The following is an 18,119-nucleotide window of genomic DNA, read 5'->3' as shown; positions in this document are numbered from 1 at the left end:
TGCGGACATGGTCAACCTGACACGCATCTATACGCGTACCGGCGACGACGGTACGACAGCGCTCGGCGACATGAGCCGCACGTCCAAGAACGACCCGCGCCTGGTGGCGTACGCGGACGTCGACGAGACCAACGCGGTCCTCGGGGTGGCCCTCGCGCTCGGCGGCCTGGAACAGGACGTCGCCGAGCTGCTGACCCGCATCCAGAACGACCTGTTCGACGTCGGCGCCGACCTGTGCACGCCGATCGTCGAGGACCCGAAGTACCCGCCGCTGCGCGTCGAGCAGTCCTACGTGGACGCCCTCGAAGCCGCGTGCGACCGCTACAACGACGACCTGCCGAAGCTCCGCAGCTTCATCCTCAACGGCGGCACCCCCGGCGCCGCGCTGCTCCACCAGGCCCGCACCGTCGCCCGCCGTGCGGAACGCAGCACGTGGGCCGCGCTGGACGCGCACGGCGAAGCGATGAACCCGCTGACGGCGAAGTACCTCAACCGGCTGTCGGACCTGCTGTTCATCCTCGCCCGGCACGCGAACCGGGAGAACGGCGACGTCCTGTGGGTCCCCGGCGCCAACCGCTGAGCACCGTCAGCCGAGCAGGACCCGTCGCGCTCAGGCGACGTTGACGCGCTGTCCGGGAGGCGCCGCCTCCAGCCACGCCAGGAACCCGGTCAGCGCGTCCTCGCTCATCGCCAGCTCCAGGAGCCGCCCGCCGTGGCTGCACACCAGCACCACGGCCCCGGCCAGCAGCGCGAGTTCCTCCTGCCCGACGGGCAGGCGGCGTTCGATGACGACGATGTCGTGGCGCTCCAGCGTCCGGCGCGGACGGGGCGCATAAGAGAAGACCCGGAACCACTCGATGCGGTCGCCGTTGTAGCGGGCGATGCCGAACACCCAGCCCTTGCCGTGGTCCACCGCGAGCGGCGGCACGACCTCGCCGTCGGCGGAGGCGGGCTCGGCAGGGTCTGCGGGATTTGCAGGGTCTGCGGGCGAACTTCCCCGGGAATCGGACGCGGCGCCTTCCGGGACCGAACTCCCGGACGGCGCCGCGGCGGAATCCGCCCCCTCGCGGGAGGGGGCGGGTGGTACCTCGGGCAAAACGCGCAGCGAACAGTCGAACGTGCCGCCCGGCCGCTGGATCAGCCGGCGCCGCAACGCGAACACGCCGATCGCCAGCGCGGTCGCGACGACGACGGCAAGGACCACCGCCAGCAGTACGAGGACCATCTCGTCAGACCTCCTCGTTCCGCCTGCGTCCTGGTCCCCGGCCGGCCGTGGACTCGCGTCAGCGTCCGTGCGTGGCCACGCGCAGGCGCGTGTCGGCCCGGCGCTCCGCAGCCACGTCCTTGTCGTGTCCGGCCCGCTCGAACGCGCGCTCGGCGCGGGCGACGTCGATCTCGTCGGCCAGCTCGGCGATTTCCGCGAGCACCGCGAGACGGTTGTTCTCGAACGACACGAACCCGCCGTGCACCGCCGCGACGACGGTGTTCCCGTCGGCCTGGCGGATCGTCACCGGGCCGGACTCCAGGACACCGAGCAGGGGCGTGTGCCCGGGCTGCAGACCGACGTCGCCGTCGGTCGTGCGGGCGACCACGATCGTGGCCTCGCCCGACCACACCTTGCGGTCGGCCGCGACCAGCTCGACGTGCAGCTCAGCCAACGTGGGCTCCTCAGGTCGTACGGACGGGCGCGCTCCGCCCGGCCGTGGCCCGCGGCCCGGAATGCCTCCGGCGCGGGATGCTGTCAGAATATCCGCCCCGCGGACCCCGATTCCAACCGGGACCGCGGAGACCGCTGGACCGCGCGTCCGGCCCGGGAGGCCGCGACGCGCGGGGCTCCGCGCAGGGCGAGGGACGGCCCGGACCGGACCGCCCCTCGCACCTGTACGGACGTACCGCCTGCCGGGCGGCCGCCGGGAACCTGTCGGAACCCCGTCGGCCGCCGCGGACCGCGTCAGCTCTTGGCGAGTTCCGCGATCTTCTTCTCCAGGTCGTCGAGACCACCCAGCATGAAGAACGCCTGCTCCGGAGCATGGTCGTACTTGCCGTCCGCGATCGCGTTGAACGCCTCGATCGTCTCCGACAGCGGAACGTCCGATCCCTCGAGACCGGTGAACTGCTTGGCGACGTGGGTGTTCTGCGACAGGAACCGCTGGATGCGGCGAGCGCGGTGCACGACCAGCTTGTCCTCTTCGGAAAGCTCGTCGATACCGAGGATCGCGATGATGTCCTGGAGGTCCTTGTACTTCTGCAGGATGTTCTTGACCCGCATGGCGGTGTCGTAGTGGTCCTGCGCGATGTACCGCGGGTCGAGGATGCGGGACGTCGAGTCCAGCGGGTCCACGGCCGGGTAGATGCCCAGCTCGGAGATCGGACGCGAGAGCACCGTCGTGGCGTCGAGGTGCGCGAACGTCGTCGCCGGGGCCGGGTCGGTCAGGTCGTCCGCGGGGACGTAGATCGCCTGCATCGAGGTGATCGAGTGACCGCGGGTCGACGTGATGCGCTCCTGGAGGATGCCCATCTCGTCGGCCAGCGTCGGCTGGTAACCCACCGCGGAAGGCATGCGGCCGAGGAGCGTGGACACCTCGGAGCCGGCCTGCGTGAAGCGGAAGATGTTGTCGATGAACAGAAGCACGTCCTGCTTCTGCACGTCGCGGAAGTACTCCGCCATCGTCAGCGCCGACAGGGCGACGCGCAGCCGGGTGCCCGGCGGCTCGTCCATCTGGCCGAAGACCAGCGCGGTCTGCTCGAGCACGTTCGAGTCGCGCATTTCGTCGATGAGGTCGTTGCCCTCACGGGTACGCTCGCCGACGCCCGCGAACACCGACACACCGTCGTGGTTGCGCGCGACACGGACGATCATCTCCTGGATGAGGACCGTCTTGCCGACGCCCGCACCACCGAAGAGGCCGATCTTGCCGCCCTTGACGTACGGGGTCAGCAGGTCGATGACCTTGATGCCGGTCTCGAACATCTCGGTCTTCGAGTCGAGCTGGTCGAAGGCCGGGGCCTTGCGGTGGATGCCCCAGCGCTCGGCGACCTCGAACTTCGCCTTCTCGACGTTCAGCGGCTCGCCGAGGGCGTTGAACACCACGCCCTTGGTGATGTCGCCGACCGGCACCTGGATCGGCGAGCCGGTGTCGGTCACCGTGGCGCCGCGGGTCAGGCCGTCCGTCGGCTGCATCGAAACCGCGCGGACGATGCCGTCACCGAGGTGCTGCTCGACCTCGAGGGTGAGGGTCTTGAGGCCCTCGCCCTCGCCCTGGCCGGTCAGGTCGACGGTGACCTTGAGCGCGTTGTAGACCTCGGGCATCGCGTCGACGGGGAACTCCACGTCGACGACCGGGCCGATGACCCGGGCGACGCGGCCCGTGGCCTGGGCCGTCGCTGCAGTGGCAGTCATTCTCATTCACTCCCCGCGGTCGCGTCGGCCAGGGCGTCAGCGCCACCGACGATCTCGCTGATTTCATTGGTGATTTCGGCCTGACGGGCGTTGTTCGCGAGCCGCGTCAGCGTACGGATGAGTTCCTCGGCGTTCTCGGTGGCCGACTTCATCGCCTTGCGCCGCGCCGCGTGCTCGGAAGCCGCGGACTGCAGGAGGGCGTTGTAGATGCGGCTCTCGACGTACCGCGGCAGCAGCGCGTCGAGCACGCCGTCCGCCGAGGGCTCGAACTCGTAGAGCGGGAAGGCGCCGCCCGGGGGCTCCTCGTCCGTATCCTCGACGACCAGCGGCAGGACCCGGTGTGCGACCGGCTGCTGCGTGAGCATCGAGACGAAGTCGGTGCTGACGATGTGGATCTCGTCCACACCGCCTTCCTCGGTGGGCGTGACGAACGCGTCGATGAGCGCGCCGGCCACCTTCTTCGCGTCGGTGTACTCCGGGTTGTCGGAGAAACCGCTCCACTCGCCGGCCAGCGTCCGGTCGCGGAACCGGTTGTAGCCGACACCCTTGGCGCCGATGACGAAGCGCAGTACTTCCTTGCCCTCGCCCCGGAGCAGCTCGACGAGCTGCTCCGCGGTCTTGATGGCACCGGAGTTGTACGCGCCCGCGAAACCGCGGTCACTGGTGACCAGCAGCACGGCCGCACGCTTCGCGTCCGGCTTGGCCTCGGTCAGCGGGTGCTGCGCGTTGGAGAAGGTGGCGACCGCGGAAACCGCGCGGGTCAGCGCGTCGGCGTACGGCTTGGCCGCCGCCACGCGCTGCTGCGCCTTGACGATCCGTGACGCCGCGATCAGCTCCTGGGCGCGCGTGATCTTCTTGGTCGCCGACACGGAACGGATCCGACGCCGGTAGACCCGAAGTTGGGCTCCCATGGGTCAGGACTCTCCGTTCTCAGTGGCCGGACTTGACGTGGCGCTTGATGGTCTCCTGGCCGACCTCGTCCTTGCCCAGCGCCTCCACCGCGACGTCGCTGATCAGCGGCGAACCGTCGGCCTTGGTGAAGATCTGCTTGAAGGACGTGATCGCGTCCGTCATCGCGTCGATGGTGCCGTCTTCCAGCTTGCCCGTCTCGGCGATGGTGGTCAGGATCTCCTTGCGCGAGGTGCGCAGGGTGTCCAGGAACTCGCGCTCGAAGCGGCGGATGTCCTCGACCGGGACGTCGTCCAGCTTGCCGGTGGTGCCGGCCCAGATGGAGACGACCTGCTCCTCCATCGGGAAGGGCTGGTACTGGCCCTGCTTGAGCAGCTCGACCATGCGCGCACCGCGCTCCAGCGAGCTCTTCGACGCGGCGTCCAGGTCGGAACCGAAGGCGGCGAACGCCTCCAGCTCGCGGTACTGGGCGAGCGTCAGACGCAGCTGGCCGGAGACCGACTTCATCGCCTTGGTCTGCGCGGAACCACCGACGCGGGAGACCGAGATACCGACGTTGACGGCCGGGCGGACGCCCTGGTTGAACAGGTCCGACTCCAGGAAGCACTGGCCGTCGGTGATGGAGATGACGTTGGTCGGAATGTACGCCGACACGTCGTTCGCCTTGGTCTCGATGATCGGCAGACCGGTCATCGAGCCCGCGCCCAGCTCGTCCGAGAGCTTCGCGCAGCGCTCGAGCAGGCGGGAGTGCAAGTAGAAGACGTCGCCCGGGTAGGCCTCGCGCCCCGGCGGGCGGCGCAGCAGCAGGGACACGGCGCGGTACGCCTCGGCCTGCTTGGTCAGGTCGTCGAAGACGATGAGGACGTGCTTGCCCTGGTACATCCAGTGCTGGCCGATGGCCGAACCGGTGTACGGCGACAGGTACTTGAAGCCGGCCGGGTCGGACGCCGGGGCGGCGACGATGGTCGTGTACTCCATCGCGCCGGCCTCTTCGAGCGAGCGGCGAACGCCCGCGATCGTCGAGCCCTTCTGGCCGACGGCGACGTAGATGCAGCGGACCTGCTTCTTCGGGTCGCCCGACTTCCAGTTCTCGCGCTGGTTGATGATCGTGTCGACGCAGACCGCGGTCTTGCCGGTCTGGCGGTCGCCGATGATCAGCTGGCGCTGGCCGCGGCCGATGGGGGTCATCGAGTCGATGGCCTTGATGCCGGTCTGCATCGGCTCGTGGACCGACTTGCGCATCATGACGCCGGGGGCCTGCAGCTCGAGGGCGCGGCGGCCCTCGTTCTCGATCTCGCCCTTGCCGTCGATCGGGTTGCCCAGCGGGTCGACGACGCGGCCGAGGAAGCCGTCGCCGATCGGCACCGAGAGGACCTCGCCCGTGCGGCGAACCGTCTGACCCTCTTCGATCGAGCTGAAGTCACCGAGGATGACGACACCGATCTCGCGCACGTCGAGGTTCAGCGCGAGGCCGAGGGTGCCGTCCTCGAACTTCAGCAGTTCGTTGGCCATGACCGAGGGCAGGCCCTCGACATGGGCGATGCCGTCCGCGCAGTCGCTGACAGTGCCGACTTCCTCGCGCGACGCCGCGTCGGGCTCGTACGAGTCGACGAAGCGCTCCAGCGCGTCCCGGATCTCCTCCGGCCGGATCGTGAGCTCCGCCATCTGGTGTCCCTGCTCTCCTAGGTGGTGGGGTTACGGTCCGCCGTGGCGACGGAATCTCGGAACCGCGTGCTGCTGTGTCTGTTTACGCTGTCAACACTGAGTCGACCGCGGGCCAACGTTCGCGCCGGTCAACGCACCAGGGTGCGTCCGGCCTCCTCAAGGCGGGTCGCGACGGTGCCGTCGATGACGTCGTCACCGATCCGCACGCGCACGCCCCCGAGGACCTCGGGGTCGACCTCGACGTTGAGGTGCACCGGGCGCCCGTAGAGGCGGCCCAGCGCGGCGGCCAGGCGGGTGTTCTGCTCCTGCGTGAGGGGCAGAGCCACCGTGACCAGGGCGACCATGCGGCGCCTGCGCTCGGCGGCGAGCCGGGCGTAGCCCTCGAGCCCTGCCTCCAGGCTACGGCCCCGCGGCTGCGCGACCAGGCGGGTGATCAGGCGGCGGGTGGACGCGTGGGCGCGTCCCTCCAGAAGCCCGGACACCAGCTCGGCCTTGCGGCTGTCCGCGATGGACGGGTTCGTCAGCGTGGACCGCAGCTCGCGCTGTCCGGCCACGATGCGGCCGAAGCGGAACAGTTCGTCCTCGACGTCGTCGAGGTCGCCGTCCCGTTCGGCACTGATGAGTTCGGCGTCGACCGACAGTTCGTCGATCGCGTCGACCAGGTCGCGCGGCTGCGACCAGCGCGCCCGGACCAGGCCGCCGAGCAGGTCGGCGGACTCGCCGCCGATCTGGCCGTCGAGGAGCTGGGCCAGGAACGCGGCCCGGGACTCCCCGGAGCGCGCCGGGTCGGTCAGGACCCGGCGCAGCACCGGCGTGCGGTCGAGCAGCAGCACGACGGAGTTGAGGTCCTCGGCCAGGGCCACCATGGACGAACCGGTGGACTGCGCGAGCCCGTCCAGGCGCTCGCGGGCCTCGGTGAGCGACTGCCGGCTGGCGCCCTGCATCAGCGCACCTGCTCGGCGGTCGCGGCCGCGGCCTTGGTGTCCAGTTCGTCGAGGAAGCGGTCGACGATGCGGCGCTGGCGCGCCTCGTCTTCCAGGGACTCTCCGACGATCCGACCGGCCAGCTCGGTGGCGAGCTTGCCGATGTCGTTCCGCAGCACGGTCTGCGCCTGGTTGCGGTCGGCCTCGATCTGAGCGTGGCCGGACGCGACGATCTCGTCCTTGATGCGGGCGCCTTCGGCGCGCATCTCGGCGATCGCCGCGGCGCCCTGCTCACGGGCGTCCTCGGTCAGGCGGCCGGCTTCACGACGGGCGTCGATCAGCTGAGCGCGGTAGCGCTCCAGCTCGGCCTGGGCCTCGGCCTGGGCCTCTTCCGCACGCGCAAGGCCGCCTTCGATGGCGTCCGTACGGTCCGCCAGCGTCTTCGCGATCCGCGGCAGGAGGACCTTGCCGAGGAAGAAGAAGACGATGAGGAACGCCACGCCACCGATGATGATTTCGTCGAGCGGCGGGAGCAGAGGGTTCTGCTCACCTTCGCTGGCGAGGTAAATCACGGTGGGAACCTCCGTTGGGGGGTTAAGCGTCACTTACCGAAGACGAACGGCATCACGACGCCGATGAGGGCGAGCGCCTCGGCGAGGGCGAAGCCGAGCAGCATGTTCTGGCGGATCAGGCCGGTCGCCTCGGGCTGGCGGGCCATCGCCTGGACACCGTTACCGAAGATGATGCCGATGCCGACGCCGGGGCCGATCGCCGCGAGGCCGTAACCGATGGAACCGAGGCTGCCGGTAACTTCAGCGAGAAGCATTTGGGCTGTTTCCTTTATTCGAGGCCGGTGGACTTTCCACCGGACGACGGTCGAGGAGAGAGTTGGTCTGGTGTCTCTCAGTGCTCTGATTCGAGCGAGCTGGAGATGTAGGAGGCGGTCAGCAGGGTGATGATGTACGCCTGCAGCCCCTGGATCAGCAGCTCGAACGCGGTCAGGGCGACGACCACGACGAACGACGTCGCCGAGTACAGGGCGCCGATGGTCGGGCCGAGCAGGTACCAGGCCGCGACGCTGAAGGTCACGATCAGCATGTGGCCGGCGAACATGTTGGCAAAGAGCCGCACGGCCAGGGTGAAGGGCCGGACGATGATGTTCGAGAGGAACTCGATCGGCGCGAGGAGGACGTAGATCCACTTCGGCAGGCCGGGCGGGAACATCATGTTCTTGAAGTAGCCCACGAAGCCCTGGTGCTTGATGCCCAGGTACAGGTAGGTGAGCCACACCATGGCGACGATGGAGACCGGGTACGCGATACGCGAGGTGACCGGGAACTGAGCGATCGGGATGATCGACATCAAGTTCATGATCCATACGAAGAAGAACATCGAGACCAGGAAGGGGACGAACTTGTCGCCCTTCTTGCCGATCGTCTCCCGCGAGATCTGGTCGCGTACGAACAGGTAGCCGAGTTCGCCCACGTTCTGGATACCGCGCGGGACCAGCTTCGGCTTCGAGAACGAAGCCCAGAAGAAGCTGATCACGATGAGCATCGAGATCAGGCAGAGCAGCATCGGCTTGGTGAAGTCGAAGCTGCCGATCGAGAAGATCGGCTTGAACTCGAAGATGTCCAGACCGGGGGCGGGGAAGCCGCAGCCGTCGTCAAACAGGTGACAGCTGCTGGCGAGCTGGACGTCAGCAGCCACCATCGACTCCTTCGTCGTGAAGCATCTTTGCGGCAACCTCAGTGTGTCGGCGTGGCTTTCGGCCACGGAGCGGCACGCAGCAGGAGCGGTTTACGACCTGCCGTGGCGGACATAGACAAGGACCAGGGACAGAGCGACTCCGACGATCACGCCGATCGGCAGGAAGAGCGTGGAATGCCCCGTCCACCGGTCGATCAGCCAGCCCAGGCCCCCGTACACGGCCATTCCGGCCAGGATGTAGCTGATGCTCGACCAAGCGGCGTCGGCCAGCTTCGGGTCCTTCGGAACCTCGTCTCGGGAACCGTTCGGACCGTGGCGGCGTCCACTCTCGCTCATGACGCACCGGACGATAGCAGGAGGCAAGGCCGGTTTCTGCACCCGCCCCGTGGATCATGCGTCATCGCTTCCCGTCCGGCTCGACGTAAGCGATCTTGAGCTGGCTGAACACCCGCACCTGCGCGGCGATCCACACGAGCGTCGCGGCCAGAATCGCCAAGGCGAACACCTTGGTGTCGAACCACGTGGCGTCGGCGAAGGCGAACAGCAGGATCGCGACAGCGCCCACCTGAACGAGGTACGTCAGCATCGCCATGTTCATGATCATGAACGGGTTGCCGTTTGTGATCTTTCCGATGGCGATCTGCCCGAGCGAGAAGAACGCAAGGACGACCACCGACGCGAACGCCGCGCCGATGAGGCCCTTGGATCCTGCGACAACCGTGCCCACGATCATCGCGACGATCGCGACGACGGCCGTGGGGATGGCCGAGCCGCGCAGAAGCCGTGCGTCATTGGCCTGCATGTCGGTGTCTCCGGCAAGAGTCTGGGGTGCGGGGGGTGTTCCAGGGTCGTTCAAGGGCAATTCCGGTGCGTCACCGGGAGGCCTGGGGTGATGCCCCCCGGACTGCGCTGAGTTCGGGACCCCGATCTCTCGGTTTCCCTAGGGTCCATCGGCCCTTACTCCTGGTTCGTGAACGGTATCACAAACTATTTGAGCAGAGCTTTACCCGTTCCTGTGCCCAAGCTCACAGCAGCGGAGACTGGGAACGCGAGCGCGTTCCCGATACCGGAGCCGACCCCGGCTGCGTCCCGGACTCGCTTCCGCGCCAAGGCTGTTGGCCGTGTTCGGCGGTCGCGCGGTGGTGCTCGTCCGCGGCCGTTATGACAGAGCCGTCGGCGCTTCCGGCGCTGTCGGCTACGTCACGTGCGCGACGGCGGCCGCGCCCGCGGTAGCGCGGCGGCACCACACCGTGCAGCGTCTTCGGAACCCGCGGCCGGAACCACGGCAGCATCAGCACCAGCAGTCCCAGCGCGATGAATCCGAGACCCGCGTACACGATCGGCCGCCGGTCCGGACGGACCGAAATCAGCACCGTGAACGACGCGATCAGGCCGGACCAGAAGTACATGATCAGCACCGCGCGGCTGTGCGAGTGCCCGATCTCCAGCAGCCGGTGGTGCAGGTGGCCCTTGTCCGCGGCGAACGGCGACCGGCCGGCCCAGCCGCGCCGGGTGACCGCCATCACCAGGTCGATCAGCGGCACGATGAGCACCGCGAACGGCAGCACCAGCGGGATGTACACCGGCACGAGCTTGTGGGTGGCGAACGTCTCGGAGCCCGCCTGCGCGGCGATGACCTCCGGGTCCAGGCGCCCGGTCAGGGTGATCGCGGCGGCGGCGAGCATCAGGCCGATCAGCATCGAGCCGGAGTCGCCCATGAAGATCCGCGCCGGGTGCAGGTTGTGCGGGAGGAAGCCGGCGCAGATGCCGATGAGCAGCGCGGTGAACATGGTCGGGGCGGCGGCGCCTTCGATGCCGTACCCGAACCAGAGCCGGTAGGCGTAGGCGAAGAACGCGACGGCGGCGATGCAGACCATGCCCGCGGCCAGGCCGTCGAGGCCGTCGACGAAGTTCACCGCGTTGATGGTGATCACCACGACGGCGATGGTGAGGATGGCGCCCTGCGTGGGCGTGAGGCTGACGGTGCCCTGGCCGGGGATCGGCAGCCACAGGATGACGATGCCCTGCCACACCATGACGCCCGCGGCCAGCGCCTGGCCGAGCAGCTTGATGATCGCGTCGACGCCCCATTTGTCGTCGACGACGCCGAGCAGGCAGATCAGCGCGCACCCGGACAGCAGCGCCTGTACGTCGGTGGAGCCGGTGAACACGACTTCCATGCCCGGCAGGTGACGGGCGATCAGCAGGCCGGCGCACAGGCCGCCGAACATCGCCATGCCGCCGAGCCGCGGGGTGGGTTCCTTGTGCACGTCACGGGCGCGGATCTCGGGCATGGCACCCGCCGCGATCGCGAACCTGCGGACGGCACCCGTCAGGAGGTACGTGACGGCTGCCGAGACGAACAGCGTCAGCAGGTACTCGCGCAAGACTCAGCCACCGTCCCCGGACTCTGCCAACCGCCGCACACAGGTACTCAGCACGGGCAGCACATTAAGGGTCATCGTCGTTCCGACGCACGTCAGGCGTCAGAGGGATGCATCCACCGGAGCAGGGTACGCCGGATGCGAGGCCACCAGATCCGCAACCGCGGCCCGGATCTCCGGCGCGGCGCTCCCGTCGGTGTCCCGCACGGCCCGTCCGACGAGCGTCGCGATCTCCTTCATCTCGCCGTCCGCCATGCCCTGCGTGGTCACCGCCGGGGTGCCCACCCGGATGCCGGACGCGATCATCGGCTTGACCGGGTCGAACGGGATCGCGTTCTTGTTGAGGGTGATCCCGGCGCGTTCGCAGCGGATCTCCGCGTCCCGGCCGCTCACCCCGAGACCGCGCAGGTCGAGCAGCGCCAGATGGGTGTCGGTCCCGCCGGAGACCGCCCGCATGCCCTCGGCTTCCAGGCCGGTCGCGAGGGTCTGCGCGTTGGCGATCACCTGCCGGGTGTAGGCCGCGAAACCCGGCTGCGCGGCTTCGCGCAGCGCGACCGCTTTGGCCGCCACGGCGTGCATCAGCGGGCCGCCCTGACAGAAGGGGAACACCGCTTTGTCGATTCGTTCCGCAATTTCCTCGCGGCACAGAATCATGCCGCCGCGGGGCCCGCGCAGGGCTTTATGGGTGGTGCAAGTCACCACATCCGCGTACGGAACGGGCGACGGGACCGCGCCGCCGGCCACCAGGCCGATGAAGTGCGCGGCGTCGACGACCAGGTACGCGTCCGCCTCGTCGGCGATTTCTCGGAAGAGCGAGAAATCGACCAAGCGCGGGTAGGCGGTGGCCCCGCAGATGATCATCTTCGGCCGGTGCCGCAGCGCCAGATCACGGACCTGGTCGTAGTCGATCGTCTCGGTGCGCTCGTCCACCCCATAGGCCACGGTGCTGAACCAGCGCCCCGAGAAGTTCACCCGTGACCCGTGGGTGAGGTGCCCGCCGTGCGGCAGCGACATGGCCAGCACGGTGTCGCCCGGCACCAGCAGCGCGGCGTAGGCGGCGAGGTTCGCCGAGGCGCCCGAATGGGGCTGGAGGTTCGCGTGCTCCGCGCCGAAGAGCGCCCGGGCGCGTTCGACGCCGATCTCCTCGGCGCGGTCGACGAAGGCGCAGCCTCCGTAGTAGCGGCGGCCCGGGTAGCCCTCCGCGTATTTGTTGGAGAGGGTGCTCCCGAGGACCGCGAGCACCGCCGGCGAGGTGAAGTTCTCGCTCGCGATCAGCTGCAGGCCCTCGCGCTGCCTGGACAGTTCGCCGAGGACCACGTCGGCGATGTCCGGGTCGGTCTCGCGGAGCAGAGAGAAGTCCGGGCCCCAGAAGGGGACGTCGGTCGTGCCCATGGCACAACTCCTCACGGAGGGACGGGGAGGAAGGCACCTCCACTGTAGGTCGGAGAGACCTACATCACATCCCCGTCCGGGCAGTCAACGCCGTCAACATCGGGTCGATCGCCGTGTTGATCTCCGACGCGCAGGCCCGGAAGACGGTCAGCGGCGACCCGTACGGGTCCGCCACCTCGTCCCATTCCGGCCCGGGCGCGGCCAGTCTGCCGCGCAGCGCGGCCGCGGCGCGCACCAGGAAGCGGCCGCGTTCCACCAGGTCGCCGTCCGGCACCGCGGACCCGTCCACAACGCCGACCAGACGGGTGAACTCCTTGAGCGTGAAGGTCCGCAGACCGGACGCATGCCCCATCGACACCACGTGCGCCCGGTGGTCGAGCGTCGCGGTGAGCACCAGGTCGGCCTCCGCGACGTGCTCGTCCTGGAGTTCGCGCCCGCGGAAGTCCTCCGGGTCGCCGCCGAACTCGCGCACCACCTCGGCGGCGAACGGCTCCATCAGGGCGCCTTCGTGGCCCCACGTGCCGGCGCTCGCCAGCTCGATCCGGCCCGACTCGTAGCCGGCCAGTCGGCGCGACAGGCCCAACTGGGTGAGCCGCTCGGCGATGGGCGACCGGCAGATGCTGCCCGTGCACACGAAAAGGATGCGGAACGGACCCCCGCCGGGGACGGGCTCCGAGGGCGGGGGCGGCGTCAATTGACGCCCTCCAAGTCGGGCACGACCTCGCGCAGCGTCTCCAGGGACAGCGCACCCTCGCGCAGCAGGCGCGGGCGGCCGCCGGTGACGTCGACGATCGACGACGGCAGCGTCGCCGGGCACGGGCCGCCGTCCAGGTACACCGACACGGCCTCGCCGAGCTGCGCCACGGCCTCGTCGACGGTGGTCGCCGCCGGGTTGCCGGAGCGGTTCGCGCTGCTGACCGCCATCGGCCCGGTCTCGTTGAGCAGCTCGATCGCGACGGGGTGCAGCGGCATGCGCACCGCGACGGTGCCGCGGGTCTCCCCCAGGTCCCACTGCAGCGACGGCTGGTGGAACGCCACGATCGTCAGCCCGCCCGGCCAGAACGCGTCGACCAGCTCCCAGCCGACCTCCGGGAAGCCGGTGACCAGGCCGTGCAGGGTGGTCGGCGAGCCGATCAGGACGGGCGAGGGCATGCTGCGGCCGCGGCCCTTGGCGTCCAGGACCGCCTTGACGGCATGCGGGGAGAACGCGTCGGCGCCGACGCCGTACAGCGTGTCGGTGGGCAGCACCACGACCTCGCCGCGCTTGACCGCACTGGCCGCCTCGCGCAGGCCGAGTGCGCGGTCCGTCGGGTCCGAGCAGTCGTACCGTCGGCTCATCGGAAGAAGCCTTTCAGGGGGAGGTCGGCAGAAGGCGGGAAGCACGAGAGGCGCGCGGTCACGCCCCCTCCTTGCGCGCCGTGGTGAACCGCGGTCTGTTGTTGAGGTCGCGGTGGTCCGCCGCGTCCACCCAGCCGGATTCCTCGTTGAAGATCCACGGCACGGTGCCGCCCTGCGTGTCCGCGTGCTCGACGACCACCAGGCCGCCCGGACGCAGCAGCCGGTACGCGGTCGCGCACAGGCCGCGGATCACGTCGAGGCCGTCCTGCCCGGAGAACAGCGCCATCTCCGGATCGTGGTCGCGGGCCTCGGGGGCGACGTTCTCCCACTCCTCGAGCGGGATGTACGGCGGATTGCTGATCACCAGGTCCACCGTGCCGTTGAGCTGCGGCAGCGCGAGGAGCGCGTCCCCGTGGTGCAGGTTCACGCGCGACCCGGAGGCATTGCGCATCGCGAACGCGAACGCCCGCTCGTCCAGCTCGACGGCGTGCACCACCGACCGCGGCACCTCCTGCGCGACCGCCAGCGCGACCGCGCCGGACCCGGTGCACAGGTCGACCACCAGAGGCTCGGCGACGTCCATCGCACGCAGCGCGTCTATCGCCCACCCGACGACCACCTCGGTCTCCGGGCGCGGCACGAACACCCCCGGGCCGACCTCGAGTTCCAGGTAGCGGAAGAACGCCCGCCCGGTGATGTGCTGCAACGGCTCACGGGCTTCGCGGCGCGCCACCGCCTCCCAGAACCGCGCGTCGAAATCGCCGTCGGCGACCGTGTGCAGCTCGCCCCGCTTGACCCCGTGGATGTAGGCGGCCAGCTCCTCGGCATCGAAGCGCGGCGAGGGGACGCCCGCGTCGGCCAGTCGCAGGGTGGCCTGGGCCACCTCGGCGAGCAGCAGGTTCATCTTTCTCCGTCCGCAGTCCCGGGGGCTGGTCCTCGGGAAGGTGCCGTGAAGGTGCCCGGGCGGCCCGGGAGCCGCCCGGCGGCCGGCCGCCACCCCGTCGGGTGGGCCGGCCCGCGCTCAGCCCGCGTGGGCCAGTCTGGCCGCCATGTCGGCGTCCACGCACGCCTGGACCACGGCATCCAGGTCTCCGTCGAGCACCTGGTCCAGGTTGTACGCCTTGTAGCCCACCCGGTGGTCCGAAATCCGGTTCTCCGGGAAGTTGTAGGTCCGGATCCGCTCCGACCGGTCGACCGTGCGGACCTGGCTGCGCCGCTGGTCGGCGGCCTCGCGCTCGGCCTCCTCCTGCGCCGCGGCGAGCAGCCGGGACCGCAGGATGCGCATCGCCTGCTCCTTGTTCTGGAGCTGGCTCTTCTCGTTCTGGCAGGACGCGACGACGCCGGTCGGCAGGTGCGTGATGCGGACCGCCGAGTCGGTGGTATTGACCGACTGCCCGCCCGGCCCGGACGACCGGTACACGTCGATGCGCAGGTCGTTCGGGTTGATCTCGACGTCGACGTCCTCGGCCTCGGGCAGCACCAGAACGCCCGCCGCGGACGTGTGGATGCGGCCCTGCGACTCGGTGGCCGGAACCCGCTGCACGCGGTGCACGCCGCCCTCGAATTTCAGCCGCGCGAACACCCCTTCGCCGGGCGCCGGGCTGCCCTTCGCCTTCACCGCGACGGACACGTCCTTGTAGCCGCCGAGGTCCGACGCGTTGGCGTCGATCACCTCGGTCTTCCAGCCCACCCGCTCCGCGTAGCGCAGGTACATGCGCAGCAGGTCGCCCGCGAACAGCGCGGACTCCTCGCCGCCTTCACCCGCCTTGATCTCCAGGATGACGTCCTTGTCGTCCGCCGGGTCGCGCGGCACGAGCAGGTGGCGCAGGCGCTCGGCGAGTTCTTCGCGGCGCCGCTCCTGCTCGTCCGCCTCCGCGGCGAAGTCCGGATCCTCGGCGGCGAGTTCGCGGGCCGTGGCGATGTCGTCGCCGGTCTGCGCCCAGGAGCGGTACGTGTCGACGATCGGGCTCAGCTCGGCGTACCGGCGGCCGAGCGTGCGGGCCTTCGCCTGGTCGGCGTGGACCTGCGGATCGGCGAGCCGCCGTTCGAGATCGGCGTGCTCGGCGAGCAGTTCGTCCATCGCCTCGAACACGGGGTGCTCCTGTCGCTCGGAAAAGTCGCGTGGGATTCGCTCGGGAATGCCGTTCGGGAAACCGCTCGGGATGCGGGGCGCCTCGGGAGGGGGCGGAGAAACCAAAACGGCGCCGGAGGGGGGTGGGTGCGGCTCAGCAGAGCCGCACGGTCCCCTCCGGCGCCGAAGGTCGCTACTTGGTCCCGCCGACCGGGCCCTTGCCGAAGCGCTTCTCGAAGCGGGCGACGCGGCCGCCGGTGTCGAGGATCTTCTGCTTGCCCGTGTAGAACGGGTGGCACTGCGAGCAGACCTCGGCCTTGATCTGGCCGTTCGGCGCAGTGCTGCGGGTGGTGAACGAGGCGCCGCACGTGCAGGTGACGACGGTTTCCACGTACTCCGGGTGGATGTCGGGCTTCACAGGAGTCTCCTTGACGAATTCGGGAGGGCACCGGGTCGCCGCCCTCGCCGGACGGGCGAGGCGGACGTGAACCGGGGCCGACATACCAGTCTGCCAGTCCGCCCGGCCCCGACCAAAATCGGGTCCCCGCACGGGGAACCGGCAAGGCCGCGCGGAGCGGCGGACGCAGCGGAGGGCCCCGCCTCGGCGGGACCCTCCTGACTGCTTTCGGCGCTGCTTCGGCTCTGCCGCGACTTACCGCTGCAGGGCCCCCGCGGCGCCGGGCCGACGTCAGTCGTTCGGCATCGGCGTGGTCTTCTGGATCTGCAGCAGGAACTCGGCGTTGCTCTTGGTCTTGCGCATCTTGTCCTGGAGCAGTTCGATCGCCTGCTGCTGCTCGAGCGCGTGCAGCACGCGGCGCAGCTTCCACACGACCGCCAGCTCGTCCGCGGCGACCAGGATCTCTTCCTTGCGGGTGCTGGACGCGTCGACGTCCACCGCCGGGAAGATGCGCTTGTCGGCGAGCTTCCGGTCGAGCTTCAGCTCCATGTTGCCGGTGCCCTTGAACTCCTCGAAGATCACCTCGTCCATGCGCGAGCCGGTCTCCACCAGCGCGGTGGCGAGGATCGTCAGGGAGCCGCCGTTCTCGATGTTGCGCGCGGCACCGAAGAAGCGCTTCGGCGGGTACAGCGCGGTCGAGTCGACACCACCGGACAGGATGCGGCCGGACGCCGGCGCGGCGAGGTTGTACGCGCGGCCCAGGCGGGTGATCGAGTCGAGCAGCACGACGACGTCGTGGCCCAGTTCGACGAGCCGCTTGGCCCGCTCGATCGCCAGCTCGGCGACGATCGTGTGGTCCTCGGCCGGGCGGTCGAAGGTCGAGGAGATGACCTCGCCCTTGACCGACCGCTGCATGTCGGTGACTTCCTCCGGGCGCTCGTCGACGAGGACGACCATCAGGTGGCACTCGGGGTTGTTCTGCGTGATCGCGTTGGCGATCGCCTGCAGCACCATCGTCTTGCCGGCCTTCGGCGGCGCCACGATGAGGCCGCGCTGGCCCTTGCCGATGGGGGAGACCAGGTCGATGATCCGGGTCGTCAGGATGTTCGGCTCGGTCTCCAGACGCAGCCGGTCCTGCGGGTACAGCGGCGTCAGCTTGTTGAAGTCCGGGCGCTGGCGCGAGTGTTCCGGCTCGGAACCGTTCACGGTGTCCAGGCGGACGAGCGCGTTGAACTTCTCGCGGCGCTCGCCGTCGCGCGGCTGGCGCACCGCGCCGACGATCGCGTCGCCCTTGCGCAGGCCGTTCTTGCGGACCTGGGCGAGGGACACGTACACGTCGTTCGGGCCCGGCAGGTAGCCGGAGGTCCGCACGAAGGCGTAGTTGTCGAGGATGTCCAGGATGCCCGCGACCGGGATCAGGACGTCGTCGTCGGCGACCACGGGCTCGTTCGTCTCGAAGCCGTCGCGGCCACGGCGCCGGTTGCGGTCGCGGTAGCGCCCGCGGCGACGGCGGCCGCCGCCCTCGAAGTCGTCGTCGTCCTGCGGCTGGACGTTGTCGCCGCCGCGCTGCTGCTGCTGCTCGCCGCGGTCGGCGCCGCGGTCCCGGTCGCGGTCGCGGTTGCGGTCGCGGTCGCGCCCGGCACGCTGGCCGTCGCGCTGACCGTCGCCCTCGCCGCCGCGGTCGCGGCGCTGGCCGCGCTCCCGGCGGTCCCGGCGGCTTTCCCGCTCGCCGCCTTCGCCGCGGCCGGACTGGCCTTCCTCGGCGGCGGCGGGCTGCTCGCCCTCGGCCTTCTCGGCGGCCCGCTCGGCGGCACGGCCGCGACGCGGCGCGGCTTCGGCGGTGTCCGCGGCCTCGCCGCGGCGCGAGGGGGACGCGGCGGACGACGACAGCAGTGTGGATTAGGTGGTGGGCGGGGCCAGAGGCGAGGCG

19 protein-coding genes and 1 pseudogene are annotated in these 18,119 nt (G+C 69.8%); 1 reads left to right on the top strand and 19 read right to left on the bottom strand.

Annotated elements, in window-relative coordinates:
- Positions 1–7 precede the first annotated feature (7 nt).
- Complete coding sequence (locus ACPA54_RS21960) at positions 8–580, top strand: cob(I)yrinic acid a,c-diamide adenosyltransferase (RefSeq protein ID WP_423532322.1); 573 nt, start codon at positions 8–10, stop codon at positions 578–580.
- 30 nt (positions 581–610) lie between these two features.
- Here the strand turns inward: ACPA54_RS21960 and ACPA54_RS21955 are convergent, their stop codons facing one another.
- The 19 genes and pseudogenes from ACPA54_RS21955 to rho all read right to left on the bottom strand — a co-directional run.
- Positions 611–1,225 (bottom strand): DUF2550 domain-containing protein, encoded by a 615-nt coding sequence (locus ACPA54_RS21955; protein WP_423532320.1) that lies wholly within the window; start codon positions 1,223–1,225, stop codon positions 611–613.
- A 58-nt stretch (positions 1,226–1,283) separates the two neighbouring features.
- Positions 1,284–1,658 carry a F0F1 ATP synthase subunit epsilon gene (locus ACPA54_RS21950; protein WP_345673103.1) on the bottom strand — a complete coding sequence of 125 codons (375 nt, stop codon included), beginning with the start codon at positions 1,656–1,658 and terminating at the stop codon, positions 1,284–1,286.
- 293 nt (positions 1,659–1,951) lie between these two features.
- Entirely contained in the window at positions 1,952–3,400 is a 1,449-nt protein-coding gene (gene atpD / locus ACPA54_RS21945) for a F0F1 ATP synthase subunit beta (RefSeq protein ID WP_423532318.1), read from the bottom strand.
- 2 nt (positions 3,401–3,402) lie between these two features.
- Positions 3,403–4,311 carry a F0F1 ATP synthase subunit gamma gene (locus ACPA54_RS21940; RefSeq protein ID WP_423532316.1) on the bottom strand — a complete coding sequence of 303 codons (909 nt, stop codon included), beginning with the start codon at positions 4,309–4,311 and terminating at the stop codon, positions 3,403–3,405.
- Between the two features lie 19 nt (positions 4,312–4,330).
- Positions 4,331–5,974, bottom strand: coding sequence for a F0F1 ATP synthase subunit alpha (atpA, locus tag ACPA54_RS21935; protein ID WP_345673100.1), 1,644 nt, complete (start codon positions 5,972–5,974; stop codon positions 4,331–4,333).
- A gap of 128 nt (positions 5,975–6,102) precedes the next feature.
- Positions 6,103–6,918 (bottom strand): F0F1 ATP synthase subunit delta, encoded by an 816-nt coding sequence (locus ACPA54_RS21930; protein WP_423532314.1) that lies wholly within the window; start codon positions 6,916–6,918, stop codon positions 6,103–6,105.
- Positions 6,918–7,469: a F0F1 ATP synthase subunit B gene (locus ACPA54_RS21925; protein ID WP_423532312.1), complete on the bottom strand. Its 552-nt coding sequence runs from the start codon at positions 7,467–7,469 to the stop codon at positions 6,918–6,920. Before ACPA54_RS21925 ends, ACPA54_RS21930 begins: the two co-directional genes overlap by 1 nt.
- Positions 7,470–7,498: 29 nt before the next feature.
- Entirely contained in the window at positions 7,499–7,723 is a 225-nt protein-coding gene (gene atpE, locus ACPA54_RS21920) for an ATP synthase F0 subunit C (protein WP_345673097.1), read from the bottom strand.
- Between the two features lie 77 nt (positions 7,724–7,800).
- Positions 7,801–8,610: a F0F1 ATP synthase subunit A gene (gene atpB / locus ACPA54_RS21915; protein ID WP_345673096.1), complete on the bottom strand. Its 810-nt coding sequence runs from the start codon at positions 8,608–8,610 to the stop codon at positions 7,801–7,803.
- Positions 8,611–8,697: 87 nt separating this feature from the next.
- Positions 8,698–8,943, bottom strand: a complete 246-nt coding sequence (locus tag ACPA54_RS21910; RefSeq protein ID WP_345673095.1) for an AtpZ/AtpI family protein — start codon at positions 8,941–8,943, stop codon at positions 8,698–8,700.
- A 61-nt stretch (positions 8,944–9,004) separates the two neighbouring features.
- Complete coding sequence (locus tag ACPA54_RS21905) at positions 9,005–9,409, bottom strand: Cg1360 family ATP-synthase-associated protein (protein ID WP_345673094.1); 405 nt, start codon at positions 9,407–9,409, stop codon at positions 9,005–9,007.
- 223 nt (positions 9,410–9,632) lie between these two features.
- Positions 9,633–10,994 (bottom strand): MraY family glycosyltransferase, encoded by a 1,362-nt coding sequence (locus ACPA54_RS21900; protein WP_423532309.1) that lies wholly within the window; start codon positions 10,992–10,994, stop codon positions 9,633–9,635.
- Positions 10,995–11,093: 99 nt separating this feature from the next.
- Positions 11,094–12,383, bottom strand: coding sequence for a serine hydroxymethyltransferase (locus ACPA54_RS21895; RefSeq protein WP_423532307.1), 1,290 nt, complete (start codon positions 12,381–12,383; stop codon positions 11,094–11,096).
- A 64-nt stretch (positions 12,384–12,447) separates the two neighbouring features.
- The gene (locus tag ACPA54_RS21890; RefSeq protein ID WP_423532305.1) at positions 12,448–13,077 is read right to left on the bottom strand and encodes an arsenate reductase/protein-tyrosine-phosphatase family protein; all 630 of its coding nucleotides are present in this window, start codon (positions 13,075–13,077) and stop codon (positions 12,448–12,450) included.
- The gene (locus tag ACPA54_RS21885; RefSeq protein ID WP_423532303.1) at positions 13,074–13,721 is read right to left on the bottom strand and encodes an L-threonylcarbamoyladenylate synthase; all 648 of its coding nucleotides are present in this window, start codon (positions 13,719–13,721) and stop codon (positions 13,074–13,076) included. Before ACPA54_RS21885 ends, ACPA54_RS21890 begins: the two co-directional genes overlap by 4 nt.
- A 58-nt stretch (positions 13,722–13,779) precedes the next feature.
- Positions 13,780–14,625 (bottom strand): peptide chain release factor N(5)-glutamine methyltransferase, encoded by an 846-nt coding sequence (gene prmC / locus ACPA54_RS21880; protein ID WP_345673089.1) that lies wholly within the window; start codon positions 14,623–14,625, stop codon positions 13,780–13,782.
- 117 nt (positions 14,626–14,742) lie between these two features.
- Positions 14,743–15,813 (bottom strand): peptide chain release factor 1, encoded by a 1,071-nt coding sequence (prfA, locus tag ACPA54_RS21875; protein WP_423532301.1) that lies wholly within the window; start codon positions 15,811–15,813, stop codon positions 14,743–14,745.
- 172 nt (positions 15,814–15,985) lie between these two features.
- The gene (gene rpmE, locus ACPA54_RS21870; protein ID WP_423532299.1) at positions 15,986–16,210 is read right to left on the bottom strand and encodes a 50S ribosomal protein L31; all 225 of its coding nucleotides are present in this window, start codon (positions 16,208–16,210) and stop codon (positions 15,986–15,988) included.
- A 270-nt stretch (positions 16,211–16,480) separates the two neighbouring features.
- Positions 16,481–18,073: pseudogene (rho, locus tag ACPA54_RS21865) on the bottom strand (transcription termination factor Rho); the annotation flags it as partial.
- Positions 18,074–18,119: the final 46 nt, after the last annotated feature.

The sequence above is a fragment of the Uniformispora flossi genome (genome assembly GCF_049534875.1).
GTDB lineage: Bacteria > Actinomycetota > Actinomycetes > Streptomycetales > Streptomycetaceae > Yinghuangia > Yinghuangia aomiensis.
This window is presented reverse-complemented; position numbering and strand designations above follow the sequence as displayed.

Excerpts from the sequence above, each read along its gene's own strand:
- ACPA54_RS21960 (WP_423532322.1), top strand. The coding sequence starts at position 8 with ATGGTCAACCTGACACGCATCTATACGCGTACCGGCGACGACGGTACG.
- ACPA54_RS21955 (WP_423532320.1), bottom strand. The coding sequence starts at position 1,225 with ATGGTCCTCGTACTGCTGGCGGTGGTCCTTGCCGTCGTCGTCGCGACC.
- atpD (WP_423532318.1), bottom strand. The coding sequence starts at position 3,400 with ATGACTGCCACTGCAGCGACGGCCCAGGCCACGGGCCGCGTCGCCCGG.
- ACPA54_RS21940 (WP_423532316.1), bottom strand. The coding sequence starts at position 4,311 with ATGGGAGCCCAACTTCGGGTCTACCGGCGTCGGATCCGTTCCGTGTCG.
- atpA (WP_345673100.1), bottom strand. The coding sequence starts at position 5,974 with ATGGCGGAGCTCACGATCCGGCCGGAGGAGATCCGGGACGCGCTGGAG.
- ACPA54_RS21930 (WP_423532314.1), bottom strand. The coding sequence starts at position 6,918 with ATGCAGGGCGCCAGCCGGCAGTCGCTCACCGAGGCCCGCGAGCGCCTG.
- atpE (WP_345673097.1), bottom strand. The coding sequence starts at position 7,723 with ATGCTTCTCGCTGAAGTTACCGGCAGCCTCGGTTCCATCGGTTACGGC.
- atpB (WP_345673096.1), bottom strand. The coding sequence starts at position 8,610 with ATGGTGGCTGCTGACGTCCAGCTCGCCAGCAGCTGTCACCTGTTTGAC.
- ACPA54_RS21910 (WP_345673095.1), bottom strand. The coding sequence starts at position 8,943 with ATGAGCGAGAGTGGACGCCGCCACGGTCCGAACGGTTCCCGAGACGAG.
- ACPA54_RS21905 (WP_345673094.1), bottom strand. The coding sequence starts at position 9,409 with ATGCAGGCCAATGACGCACGGCTTCTGCGCGGCTCGGCCATCCCCACG.
- ACPA54_RS21895 (WP_423532307.1), bottom strand. The coding sequence starts at position 12,383 with ATGGGCACGACCGACGTCCCCTTCTGGGGCCCGGACTTCTCTCTGCTC.
- ACPA54_RS21885 (WP_423532303.1), bottom strand. The coding sequence starts at position 13,721 with ATGAGCCGACGGTACGACTGCTCGGACCCGACGGACCGCGCACTCGGC.
- prmC (WP_345673089.1), bottom strand. The coding sequence starts at position 14,625 with ATGAACCTGCTGCTCGCCGAGGTGGCCCAGGCCACCCTGCGACTGGCC.